The 12310-nt window shown below is 70.5% G+C and carries 10 protein-coding genes and 1 pseudogene; 6 read left to right on the top strand and 5 right to left on the bottom strand.

What is annotated here, in order from left to right:
- The first annotated feature begins 432 nt into the window (after window positions 1–432).
- Both O3Q52_RS36975 and glpK read left to right on the top strand, forming a co-directional pair.
- On the top strand, window positions 433–1158 hold the full coding sequence (locus O3Q52_RS36975; protein WP_269652987.1) for an MIP/aquaporin family protein: 726 nt from the start codon (window positions 433–435) through the stop codon (window positions 1156–1158).
- A gap of 35 nt (window positions 1159–1193) precedes the next feature.
- Complete coding sequence (gene glpK, locus O3Q52_RS36970) at window positions 1194–2705, top strand: glycerol kinase GlpK (RefSeq protein ID WP_269652986.1); 1512 nt, start codon at window positions 1194–1196, stop codon at window positions 2703–2705.
- Between the two features lie 169 nt (window positions 2706–2874).
- Here glpK and O3Q52_RS36965 read toward each other — a convergent pair whose 3' ends face one another.
- On the bottom strand, window positions 2875–3480 hold the full coding sequence (locus O3Q52_RS36965) for an ATP/GTP-binding protein (RefSeq protein WP_269652985.1): 606 nt from the start codon (window positions 3478–3480) through the stop codon (window positions 2875–2877).
- Complete coding sequence (locus O3Q52_RS36960) at window positions 3461–7243, bottom strand: hydantoinase B/oxoprolinase family protein (protein WP_269652984.1); 3783 nt, start codon at window positions 7241–7243, stop codon at window positions 3461–3463. Before O3Q52_RS36960 ends, O3Q52_RS36965 begins: the two co-directional genes overlap by 20 nt.
- Window positions 7244–7481: 238 nt before the next feature.
- Here O3Q52_RS36960 and O3Q52_RS36955 point away from each other — a divergent pair, with 238 nt between their 5' ends.
- From O3Q52_RS36955 to O3Q52_RS36940, 4 genes are all read left to right on the top strand, one after another.
- Window positions 7482–8348 (top strand): IclR family transcriptional regulator, encoded by an 867-nt coding sequence (locus tag O3Q52_RS36955; RefSeq protein ID WP_269652983.1) that lies wholly within the window; start codon window positions 7482–7484, stop codon window positions 8346–8348.
- A gap of 247 nt (window positions 8349–8595) precedes the next feature.
- Window positions 8596–9483: a 3-keto-5-aminohexanoate cleavage protein gene (locus O3Q52_RS36950; RefSeq protein ID WP_269652989.1), complete on the top strand. Its 888-nt coding sequence runs from the start codon at window positions 8596–8598 to the stop codon at window positions 9481–9483.
- A 182-nt stretch (window positions 9484–9665) separates the two neighbouring features.
- Window positions 9666–10625 carry a 3-hydroxyacyl-CoA dehydrogenase NAD-binding domain-containing protein gene (locus O3Q52_RS36945; RefSeq protein WP_269652988.1) on the top strand — a complete coding sequence of 320 codons (960 nt, stop codon included), beginning with the start codon at window positions 9666–9668 and terminating at the stop codon, window positions 10623–10625.
- On the top strand, window positions 10622–11101 hold the full coding sequence (locus tag O3Q52_RS36940; protein WP_269652982.1) for a thioesterase family protein: 480 nt from the start codon (window positions 10622–10624) through the stop codon (window positions 11099–11101). Before O3Q52_RS36945 ends, O3Q52_RS36940 begins: the two co-directional genes overlap by 4 nt.
- A 46-nt stretch (window positions 11102–11147) precedes the next feature.
- On the opposite strand, the gene O3Q52_RS36935 is transcribed toward O3Q52_RS36940, so the two are convergent.
- The 3 genes and pseudogenes from O3Q52_RS36935 to O3Q52_RS36925 form a co-directional block, all read right to left on the bottom strand.
- Window positions 11148–11543, bottom strand: coding sequence for a DUF742 domain-containing protein (locus O3Q52_RS36935; protein ID WP_269652981.1), 396 nt, complete (start codon window positions 11541–11543; stop codon window positions 11148–11150).
- Between the two features lie 9 nt (window positions 11544–11552).
- Window positions 11553–11993 carry a roadblock/LC7 domain-containing protein gene (locus O3Q52_RS36930; protein WP_189839795.1) on the bottom strand — a complete coding sequence of 147 codons (441 nt, stop codon included), beginning with the start codon at window positions 11991–11993 and terminating at the stop codon, window positions 11553–11555.
- Window positions 11990–12310, bottom strand: a pseudogene (locus O3Q52_RS36925) (histidine kinase); the annotation flags it as partial. The gene O3Q52_RS36930 and the pseudogene O3Q52_RS36925, both read right to left, overlap by 4 nt.

Here is a 12310-nt window from a genome sequence, read left to right as displayed (position 1 = left end):
CACCCGAGCCGCGCCTCCGCCCCCCGGCCGACCGGTTGCGGGCCCCTGCCGGACCGGCCGACTCCGGAAGGCCTCACGCCGCACGGACTCCGTCGCCGTGCGCACGCCCTGGAACCCGGCGGCCCCCGTCGAGCCATCTGCGCGGGCGCGAACCGTTGTCGCCCGCGACCTTGACGCTCTCACAGTGCCGGTGAACACTTCCGGTGTCAGTCGGCATCGCCGCATTCCGGCGTATTCAGGCACTGCGCCGCGCAGGCCCTGGCCTGCGCCAACGGGTCATGCCCCCAGGGGCGATCCGACTACGACGGCACGCTCGTCACGGACGCCGGGCGGGGCGCGGGATCTCCCTGTCCTCGGCTGAAGTAGCCATGGGAACGCACCCTGCACGGTGGACCGGGGCGGATCGCCCCGGGCCTGGGCCTAGGAGCCGCCATGAGCAACGGAGACATTTTCGTCGGTGAGGTCATCGGCACAGCGATTCTGATCCTCTTCGGCGCCGGAGTGGTCGCCGCGGTCGTACTCAACTACTCCAAGGCGAAGGACGCCGGCTGGGTCGTCATCGCGTTCGGCTGGGGCTTCGGCGTGATGGCCGGGGCATACACCGCCGCGCCGCTGTCCGGCGGGCACCTCAACCCGGCGGTGACCGTCGGCATCGCCATCGACACCGGGGACTGGGACCAGGTCCACATCTACATCGCCGGACAGATGGTCGGCGCCGTCCTGGGCGCCGTGCTGTGCTGGCTGGTCTACTACGCCCAGTTCCAGGCCAACGCCGACGAGGAGATAGCGCAGCCCACGCTCGGGATCTTCTCCACCGGCCCCGCGATCCGCAATCCCGTGGCGAACCTCATCACCGAGATCATCGCGACCATAGGTCTCGTGCTGCCGATCCTGGCGTTCGGCCTCACCAAGGGGCTCGGCGAGTCCGGCACCGCGATTCTGATCGTCTCGTTCCTGGTGGTCGGCATCGGTCTGTCGCTCGGTGGTCCGACGGGGTACGCCATCAACCCGGCCCGTGACCTGGGCCCGCGCATCGTCCACGCCATCCTGCCGATCCCCAACAAGGGCACCTCGGACTGGAGCTACTCGTGGATCCCGGTGGTGGGGCCGCTGATCGGCGGAGTGCTTGCCGGGCTCATCTTCAAAGCAGCCTTCTGAGGCAGCCGTCCGAAGAATCCGACGAAGGGGACGTCATGACGGACAAGTTCGTCGCCGCAATCGACCAGGGCACCACGTCCAGCCGCTGCATCGTCTTCAACCAGGACGGCGCCATCGTCGCCGTCGACCAGCGCGAGCACCGCCAGATCTTCCCCAAGCCGGGCTGGGTGGAGCACGACGCCACCGAGATCTGGTCGAAGGTGCAGGCCGTGGTCGCGGGCGCGCTCGCGAAGGCGGGGCTCCGCGCCGACCAGCTCAGCGCGCTGGGAATCACCAACCAGCGCGAGACGACGGTCCTGTGGGACCGCGCCACGGGCAAGCCCGTACACAACGCGATCGTCTGGCAGGACACCCGTACCTCCGCGCTCTGCAACGAACTCGGCGGCTCGGACGGGCAGGACCGTTTCCGTGAGCAGACCGGACTGCCCCTGGCCAGCTACTTCTCCGGGCCCAAGGCGGCCTGGCTGCTCGACAACGTGCCGGGACTTCGGGCCCGTGCCGAACGCGGCGAGATCGCCTTCGGCACGATCGACTCCTGGCTGATCTGGAACCTCACCGGCGGCACGGACGGCGGACAGCACGTCACCGACGTGACCAACGCCGGCCGCACCATGCTGATGAACCTCGAAACACTCCAGTGGGACCAGTCCATCCTCTCCGCGATGAACGTCCCCGAGGCCGTCCTCCCGGAGATCAAGTCCTCGTCCGAGGTGTACGGGACCGCCGTGGGCCAACTCGCGGGCGTCCCGGTGGCGTCGGCGCTGGGCGACCAGCAGGCGGCGGTGTTCGGACAGGCCTGCTACGACGTGGGCACGGCCAAGAACACGTACGGGACGGGCAGCTTCCTGCTGCTCAACACCGGGAACCGGCCTGTGCCCTCGAAGAACGGGCTGCTGACGACGATGGGGTACAAGATCGGCACGGAGGCGCCGGTCTACTGCCTCGAAGGGTCCATCGCGATCACCGGGGCACTGGTGCAGTGGTTCCGCGACCAGCTCGGCATCATCCGTAGCGCCGACGAGATCGAGACCCTCGCCGCGAGCGTCGACGACAACGGTGGCGCGTACATCGTGCCCGCGTTCTCGGGCCTGTTCGCGCCCTACTGGCGGTCGGACGCGCGCGGTGTCGTCACCGGGCTGACCCGGTACGTCACGAAGGGGCACCTCGCGCGGGCCGTCCTGGAGGCGACGAGCTGGCAGACGCGTGAGGTCGTGGACGCGATGTTCCAGGACTCCGGGGTGCAGATCACGACCCTGAAGGTGGACGGCGGCATGACCAAGAACAATCTGCTGATGCAGCACCAGGCGGATGTGCTCGGGGTGCCGGTGATCCGCCCGAAGGTCTCCGAGACGACCTGCCTGGGCGCCGCGTACGCGGCCGGTCTGGCGACCGGGGTCTGGAACGACCTCGACGAGCTGAAGACGCACTGGCAGAAGGACGTCGAGTGGACGCCCGACATGGAGGCGTCCGTCCGTGACCGCGAGTACCACAACTGGCGCAAGGCGGTGGAGAAGAGCTTCGGCTGGCACGAGGACGGCGAGGGCTGACCCACCTTTTTTCGAGGTCCACGCACGCGTGGACCTCGATGCCCACGCGCGCGTGCAGCCCATCGGCAGTGCCTGAGGACTGCGGCCCGTACCCCTGTCGGCGGGGGTACGGGTCGTACTCGTGCCGCTACCTGCTCCCCGGGCCGGTTGGGCGCCGCCGGCCGGTGTCTCAGGTGGTGACGGTCTGGCGGCGCTCGGCGGCGTACGCCATCGCGTGCTGGACGACCTCGATGAGGACTTCCTTGACCGACTCCCGGCCGCGCGCGTCGCACAGGACGACGGGGACTCCGGGGTCCAGGTCGAGGGCCTGACGGACGTCATCGATGGGGTAACGGGCCGCGCCCTCGAAGCAGTTGACACCCACCACGAACGGTATGGACCGGCGCTCGAAGTAGTCGACGGCGGCGAAGCAGTCCTCCAGGCGGCGGGTGTCGGCGAGGACGACGGCACCCAGGGCGCCGGTGGCGAGCTCGTCCCACAGGAACCAGAAGCGGTTCTGACCGGGTGTCCCGAAGAGGTACAGCACCAGGCCCTCGCGGAGCGTGATGCGGCCGAAGTCCATGGCGACCGTGGTGGTGTGCTTGCCCTCCACACCGCTGGTGTCGTCGACGGGACGGCCCGCCTCGGTCAGCAACTCCTCGGTGCGCAGCGGCTTGATCTCGCTGACGGCGCCGACCATGGTCGTCTTGCCCACGCCGAAGCCGCCCGCCACGAGGATCTTGAGCGTGACGGGCTCGACGGGGGCCTTGCCGCGCTCAGTGCGCCCGAAGATCATCGTTCTCTTCTCCTGCTTCAGTGGTGTCGCGTGCTTCGGTGGAGCCTGCTTGGGTGGAGCCTGGTTCAGCGGTGGAGCCTGCTTCGGTGGTGCCGGGCGGTGGCGGCCCGTATCCGCCGCCGCCGGGTGTTTCGATGACCAGCACGTCGCCGGGGCCGACCTCGGCCGCGTCGCTCCCGGCGAGTTCGGTGACCGTGCCGTCCGCGCGCTCGACGCGGTTGGCGCCCAGCGTCCCGGGTTCGCCGCCCGCCATACCGTAGGGCGGGACCCTGCGGTGCTGGGAGAGCGTGGAGACGGTCATCGGCTCGTTGAACCGGATGCGGCGTACGGCACCGTCACCGCCACGCCACCGTCCGGCCCCGCCACTGCCGCGTCGTACGGCGAACTCGTCGAGCTGGACCGGCAGTCGCCACTCCAGGACCTCGGGGTCCGTGAGTCGCGAGTTGGTCATGTGGGTCTGTACGACGGGCGCGCCGGGGAAGCCGTCGCCCGCACCGGACCCGGAGGCCACGGTCTCGTAGTACTGGTACCGCTCGTTGCCGAAGGTGACGTTGTTCATGGTGCCGGAGCCCTCGGCCTGCACACGGAGAGCACCGTACAGGGCTCCGGTGATCGCCTGTGACGTCTCCACATTTCCCGCCACAACGGCGGCCGGCGGCCGTGGGGCGAGCATCGAGCCGGGCGGTACGACGATGTCGAGGGGCCGCAGGCAGCCGTCGTTGAGCGGGATGTCGTCGGCGACCAGGGTGCGGAAGACGTACAGGACGGCCGCGTTGACCACCGCGAACGGCGCGTTGAAGTTGGTGGCGAGCTGCGGGGACGTGCCCGTGAAGTCGACTTTTGCGGAGCGTTCTTCGCGGTCTACGGAGACGTGGACCCGGATCACCGCACCGGAGTCGGTCTCGTAGGCGAACTCTCCGTCTTCGAGGGTGTCGATGACGCGGCGGACCGCCTCCTCGGCGTTGTCCTGGACGTGCTTCATGTACGCCTGGACGACGTCGAGCCCGAAGTGCTCGATCATGCGGCCGACTTCGTCGACGCCCTTCTGGTTGGCGGCGATCTGGGCGCGCAGGTCCGCGAGGTTGGTCGTCGGGTTGCGCGAGGGGTAGGGCGCCTCGGTGAGGAGGCTTCGGGTCTCGGCCTCCCTGAGGTTGCCGCCTTCCACGAGCAGCCAGTTGTCGAAGAGAATGCCCTCCTCCTCGATGGTGGCGCTGTTGGCGGGCATGGACCCGGGCGCGATGCCGCCGATCTCGGCGTGGTGGCCGCGCGAGGCGACGTAGAAGAGGATGCGCCCGCCGTCGGCGCCGCCGCCGTCCGCATCGTCGCCGCCCTCCGCGCCGTCACCCTCCGTGTCGAACACCGGAGTGATCACGGTGACATCGGGGAGGTGGGTGCCGCCGTGGTACGGGTCGTTGACCGCGTAGGTGTCCCCGGGGCGCATGCTGTCGCCGCGTCGGCGGATGACCTCCTTGACACTGGTGCCCATCGAGCCCAAGTGCACTGGGATATGGGGGGCGTTGGCAACCAGGTTGCCGTCGGGGTCGAAGAGCGCGCAGGAGAAGTCCAGGCGCTCCTTGATGTTGACGGACTGGGCGGTGGACTCCAGTCGGGCGCCCATCTGTTCGGCGATGGCCATGAAGAGGTTGTTGAAGACTTCGAGGAGAACGGGGTCGACTTCCGTGCCGAGATCGGAACTCTCCGTGACCGCCACGCGTTCCATGACCAGATGCCCGTCGTCGGTCATGGCCGCCTGCCAGCCGTCGTCGACGACGGTCGTCGAGCTGGCCTCGGTGATGATCGCGGGGCCGGTGACGGTGTCACCCGGGGGCAGTTCCTCGCGGCGGCGCAGGGGTACGTCGCGCCAGGTGCCGCCGGTGTGGAGGCTGACCGTCTCCGGGGTGCCGGGCGTGGAGTTCGGGACGACGAGGGCGGAGAGATCGGGGGGTTCGGTGAGACCGGTGGCTTCCACGGAGAGGGCTTCGACGACGACCGGACGGTCGAGGGTGAAGGAGTAGGTGGCGCGATGGCGGTCTTCGAAGGTGCGGGTCATGGTGCCGGGCTCGGTCAGCTCGACGGTGAGGGCCGTGTCCGTGCCGTCATAGCGCAGTTGGGCCCGGCGGGTGACCCGGATGCGGTCCGCGGGGACGTCCTCGGCAAGGAGTTCGGCCCGGGCCGCGCCCTCCAGGCCGTCGGCGGTCTTGAGGATGCCCGGCATCGCGGAGGCTTCCAGGGGCGCCTCGACGGACTGTTCGCGCATGGCCGTGGTGTCGGCGAGCCCGATGCCGAGCGCGGAGAGCACCCCGGCCATGGGCGGCACGAGGACCGTGCGGATGCCGAGCGAGTCGGCGACCATGCACGCGTGCTGGCCTCCCGCGCCGCCGAAGGTGGTCAGTGCGTAGCGGGTGACGTCGTGGCCCTTCTGGACCGAGATGCGCTTCACGGCGTTGGCGATGTTGGCCACGGCGATCTGCAGATAGCCCTCGGCGACCTGCTCGGGCGTGCGGTCGTCGCCGGTCCGCTCGCGGATCTCGTCGGCGAGGGCGGTGAAGCGGTCGCGGACGAGGGTGTCGTCGAGCGACTGGTCGCCGTCGGGGCCGAACACCCTGGGGAAATGGGCGGGTTGGATCCGGCCGAGGGTCACGTTGGCGTCGGTGACGGTGAGCGGGCCGCCGCCGCGATAGCAGGCGGGGCCGGGGTCCGCTCCCGCCGAGTCCGGCCCTACGCGGTAGCGGGAGCCGTCGAAGTGGAGGACGGATCCGCCGCCCGCCGCGACGGTGTGGATGTCGAGCATGGGCGCGCGCAGCCTGACACCGGCGATCTGGGTGGTGAAGACGCGTTCGTACTCTCCCGCGAAGTGCGAGACGTCCGTGGACGTGCCTCCCATGTCGAAGCCGATGACGCGGTCGAAGCCGGCGAGCTGAGACATCTGCGCCATGCCGACGATGCCGCCGGCCGGCCCGGAGAGGATGGCGTCCTTGCCGCGGAACTGTCCGGCTTCGGCGAGGCCGCCGTTGGACTGCATGAACATCAGCCGTACGCCGCTGAGTTCGTCGGCGACGTGCTGGACGTAGCGGCGCAGGACCGGCGACAGATAGGCGTCGACGACGGCCGTGTCACCGCGCGGGACGAGTTTCATCAGGGGGCTGACCTCGCTGGAGAGCGAGATCTGCGGGAAGCCGGTGCGGGCGGCCAGTTCGCCGACGGCCTGTTCGTGGGCGGGGTGGAGGTGGCTGTGCATGCAGACGACGGCGACGGCACGGATTCCGGCGTCGTACGCCTCCTGAAGGGGCCCGGCGAGGGCGTCCAGGTCGGGGGCGCGCAGGACGGTGCCGTCGGCGGCGATGCGTTCGTCGACCTCGATGACGCGTTCGTGGAGCAGTTCAGGGAGTTCGATCTCCCGGGCGAAGATCCGCGGGCGGTTCTGATAGGCGATCCGCAGCGCGTCGCGGAAGCCGCGGGTGACGACAAGGAGGGTGCGTTCGCCCTTGCGCTCCAGGAGTGCGTTGGTGGCGACGGTGGTGCCCATACGAACGGATTCCACCGGTAGGCCGTTCCGGTGACCGGGGTCCTGCTCGGCCGTCCGTCCTGTTGAGGCGTCACCGGCTTCGCTGAGGAGTTCGCGGATGCCTGCCACGGCCGCGTCGGCGTACCGGGACGGGTTGTCCGAGAGGAGTTTGCGGGTGAGCAGCCGTCCGTCGGGGCGCTGGGCGACGACATCGGTGAAGGTGCCACCGCGGTCGACCCAGAACTGCCAGCCCTTCACGCCTGTCTCCCCGATGTCGCGCTGCTCCGACCCTGAGCCGGAGGTGCCTTTCGACGATCGGTCAGATCATATCGGGGTCCGGCACCTCGGCGTTCGGTCCGGAGCGGGGGGCGCTTCTCGGCGCGGGCACCATGGACGGCCTCTCCCCTGGTCACCAAGTCGTTCATATAGCGCGACAGCTGCACGGATGATGAGAAACTGGACCGAACTCAAGCCGGTACCGTCAGGAGCCAAGGAAATGCGTACGCCCAAGCCCCCTCGCGCAGACGACAGCACCACCGGCACCACCAGCACCACCAGCACCGCCGACGGCGCCGACGGCACCACCTCACGTCTCACCGAGCCCGGCGGGTCATCCGGCAAGGTCCAGTCCCTGGAGCGGGCGATCACCCTGCTGGAGGCGACGGCGGACAGCGCGCCGGACGGGGAGACGGCTACGAACCTCGCGAACCGGTGCGGGCTCAACCGGGCCACGGCCTGGCGGCTGCTGTCCACCATGGAGCAGTACGGGCTGGTCGAGCGCGATCCGCTGACCAGCCGCTACACCGTGGGTTTCGCGGTCGCCCGGATGGCCTCGGCCGCCGGGTTCGACGGGCTGATCCGGCGCTCCCACGGCATCCTGCGCCAGGTCAGCGAACAGACGGGCGAGACGGCCAACCTCGCGGTGGTGCAGCAGCTCGGGCTGACGTACATCGACGAGGTGACTCCCCCGGTGGTCCTCAGCGCCAAGTGGCTCGGGCGGCAGGCGCCGCTGCACGCCACCTCGACCGGGAAGGCGCTGCTGGCCTGGCTGCCGGCGGAAGAGGTGGACGTCCTGCTGGCCGAGCCGCTGACCGCGTACACCGACACGACAGTCGCCGACCGGGGGCGGCTGCGCGCGGAGCTGGCAGAGACGCGGGAGCGCGGATACAGCGTGTGCGCGGGGGAGATGGAGCGGAATCTGTACGGGGTGTCCGCGCCCGTCCTCGGCACCCGCGACCGGCCGTTCGCCGTGCTCAGCATCTGGGGCCCGCAGGACCGTGTGCCCGAATCCCGTTTCCCGGCGCTGGGTGCTCTGGCGCGCGGCGCGGCCGATGAAGTGGCGCGGGCGGCACGGGCGCTGTGACACCTCGGGGCGGGCGGCCGGTTCCTCGAAGGAGCAGCCGGTGCCGGTGGGCCGGTACCGGCTACGGAACCCGTACTGACGGTGGCGCGGCGCCCCCCCGCCAGCGCCCCCGCCGGTGCCGTCGGCGGGCGCCCTTGACGGACGACGACTTCAAGCGGCATGTTCGTTATATGCGACGCATGAACGCGATGCGAGCAACCACACCACCTGAAACCCACCCCCGCACAGCGGAGGCCCCCGTATGACCATGAACCAGGACGTCATCATCACGTGCGCCCTCACGGGTGCCGGCGACACCGTGCGGAAGAGCCCGCACGTCCCCGTGACCCCCGAGCAGATCGCCCGCTCCGCCGTCGAGGCCGCGGATGCCGGAGCGGCCGCCGTCCACATCCACGTGCGCGATCCGGAGACGGGGGCGCCCTCCCGTGACCCGCGGCTGTACCGGGAGGTCGTCGAGCGCATCAGGGAGACCGGCACGGACGTCGTCGTCAACCTGACCGCGGGCATGGGCGGCGACCTGGTCATCGACCCGGCTGAGCCACTGAGGCACCTGCCCGGCACCGACCTCGTGAGCGGACTCGACCGGCTGCCGCACGTCGAGGACCTGCTGCCCGACATCTGCACGCTGGACTGCGGCTCCCTCAACTTCGGCGACGGCTCGAACCTCTACGTGTCCACCCCGGACATGCTCCGTACGGGGGCGAGGCGCATCCAGGAGCTGGGCGTACGGCCCGAGTTGGAGATCTTCGACACCGGGCACCTCTGGTTCGCCAAGCAGTTGCGCACGGAGGGGCTGCTGGACGATCCGACCGTCTTCCAGCTGTGCATGGGCATTCCGTGGGGCGCGCCCGCCGATCCGGGCGTACTGCAGTCGATGGTGAACATGCTTCCGGAGGGCGCCCAGTGGGCCAGCTTCGCCCTCGGGCGGATGCAGATGCCGTGGGTCGCCCAGTCGGTGCTGCTCGGCGGGCACGTCCGGGTCGGTCTGGAGGACAACCTCCACCTCGGCAAGGGCGTCAAGGCGACCAACGCGCAACTGGTCGAGCGCGCGGTGACGATCGTCGAGGCGATGGGGGCGCGCGTCGCGACGCCGGACGAGGCCCGGCTGAAGCTCGGCCTCAAGCCACGTGGCTGACCCACGGAGCGCGAAGCGCGTCTACCGCGCGCCCCACCGAGACCGTGCGCCCCGTAGAGACCGTGCGCCCCATAGACCACCGGCCACAGCCGCCGTCCCCCCACGCCGTCCCCCCACGCCGAGCCCTCAAGGAGCCCTTGGTGCCCCACGCTTCAGACTCCCCCGACACCGCACGGACCTCCGTGACCCGGCCCGCCCCCCAGGACGTACGCACCGTGGCCTGCGTCGGTGCCGGGGTCATCGGCGGCGGCTGGGTCGCCCACTTCCTGGCCCGCGGGTACGCCGTCAGGGCGTGGGACCCGGCGCCCGACGGCGGGGCACGGCTGCGCCGTCTCGTGGACGCCGCGTGGCCCGCGCTGGAGCAGTTGGGCCTCGCCCCGGGCGCCTCCCCGGCCCGTCTGACGGTCACCGACACGCTCGAAGGGGCGGTGTCGGAGGCGCAGTTCGTGCAGGAGAGCGCCCCCGAGAAGCTGGAGCTCAAGCGCGAGCTGCTGGCGAAACTGGACGCGGCGACGCCCGCCGGGATCGTCATCGCCTCGTCCACGTCCGGCTATCCGATGACGGACATGCAGACGGAGGCCGTCACCCCGGGCCGGCTCGTCGTCGGCCACCCCTTCAATCCGCCGTACCTCATCCCGCTCGTCGAGGTCGTCGGCGGCGAGCACACGGACGCGGCGGCGGTCGAGTGGGCCTCCCGCTTCTATGAGGTGGCGGGCAAGTCCGTGATCACCATGGAGCGCGAGGTCCCCGGCTTCATCGCCAACCGTCTCCAGGAGGCGCTGTGGCGGGAGGCCCTGCACATGGTCGCCAACGGCGAGGCGACGGTGCGCGAGATAGACAGGTCCATCACCGAGGGCCCCGGTCTGCGCTGGGCGTTCATGGGCCCGATGCTCACCTTCGCGCTGGCCGGCGGGGAGGGCGGCATGGCGCACATGCTGGACCACTTCGGCCCGTCCCTGAAGTCCCCGTGGACCCGGCTGGAGGCCCCGGAGCTGGACCGGGCCCTCTACGACGCCGTGGTCGTCGGCTGTGACGACGCCTCCGACGGACGGACCATCGCGGACCTCGTCGCGGAGCGCGACCAGGGGGTCATAGACGTGCTGCGGGCCACCGGCCGGCTGCCCGGGACCGGCGCCCGATGACGTCCCTGCCCCTCTTCCGCGAGACCGTGCGCCCCGAATGGATCGACTACAACGGGCACTTGAGCGAGGCGTTCTACGTCCTCGTTTTCGGCCACGCAACCGACGCGATGATGGACGCGACGGGGATGGACGCCATGTACCGCGCGGACAGCGGCTGTTCGCTCTACACGGTCGAGTCGCACGTCCGCTATCTGCGGGACGCAACCGAGGGCGCCCACCTGGGAGTCCGCACCCGGATTCTCGGGGCGGCCGGCAAGAAGGCGCACTTCACGCACGAGATGTACGTCCTGGCCGCGGCGAATGCCGCACCTGACGCGGACGCCACGGTGGTCGCCACGTCGGAACTGCTCGCCCTCCACGTGGACCAGAAGGCGGGACGGGCCACCCCGTTCCCGGAGGGCGTCCGCGACCGGCTCGCCCCGCTGGTGGAGACGGCGCCCGCGTGGGCCGGGCGCTCCATCGCCCGGGTCGTCTGAGGTGTTCTGACGCGGAGGCCCGGATCGGCCGGGCCTCCGGGTCTCGTCACAGGGCCCGTAGGCCGCTGATCACATCGCGGAGAATGCTTTCGTCCGGCAGTTCGGCGGGTGGTACCGGACGCGTCACATGGACCAGCTCCTCGTCCACGAGGTCGCCGATGAGGACGCGAACGACCCCGACGGGCAGGTCGAGTTCGGCGGCGAGTTCGGCGACCGACTGGGGGGCGTCACGGCAGAGCCCGACGATGTCCACGTGCTCCGGAGACAGCGAATGGTCCGCCTCCGGGTCCTCGGCGTGCAGCTCGGTCACGACCACCGCGATCAGATCGAGGCGGTGCTGGGCCGCGCTGGTGGTGCGGCCGCGTGTCATGGCATACGGACGGACCACCGGTCCGGCCTCGTCGTCGAACCAGTGGGACATCCCCTGACTGTCTCCGCTCATGCCATCCCACTACCCGCCCGAGGGCAATTCGGTGCGCGGAGCGGCGGCCAGATGTGCGCCGACCCTCTTGACCAGCAGTGTCATCTCGTACGCGACCTGCCCGACATCGGAGTCGGAGTCGGAGAGGACCGCGAGGCAGCTGCCGTCGCCCGCGGCCGTGACGAACAGGAAGGCCTCGTCCAGTTCGACGATGGTCTGGCGGACGCTGCCCGCCTCGAAGTGTCGTCCGACGCCCTTGGCGAGGCTGTGGAACCCGGAGGCGACGGCGGCCAGATGTTCGCTGTCCTCCCTCGTCAGGTCGGTGGAGACCCCCGTGGGGAGGCCGTCCCCGGAGAGCACGAGTGCTTTGCGGATGCTGGCGACACGCGCCACCAAGTCGTCGAGAAGCCAGTTGAGTTCCCCCGTCGACGTGCTGGTCGTGGTGTGGCCGGCGGCCTTCGGTGCGGTCATCGACCGTCTCCCTTAGTCGTTCCTGGTGCTGTGCCGTCCTGGGCCTCGTCGCCCTCGGCGTTCTCCTCACGGCCGCGTCGCCAGCCGCGCTGGAGCGAAGCCATACGGTTGCGTACTTCGTCCGCGTCGCGCTCCGTCGGGTCCGCCCCGCGGACCGCGTCGTGCGCCGCCCGCCGGTCGGGGCCGTCCTTGAGCTGAGGGGCCAGATTGGCCTGCCGTACACGGCGGGGCAGCGCGCCGGTGCCGCCCCCGGCAGCCGCGCCGGGGAGCGTTCCGCCGCCGGCCGGAGCAGCGGGATGGATGCCGCCGGACTCGGC

This window comes from Streptomyces sp. ActVer (genome assembly GCF_027270795.1).
Taxonomy (GTDB): Bacteria; Actinomycetota; Actinomycetes; order Streptomycetales; family Streptomycetaceae; genus Streptomyces; species Streptomyces umbrinus_A.
This window is presented reverse-complemented; position numbering and strand designations above follow the sequence as displayed.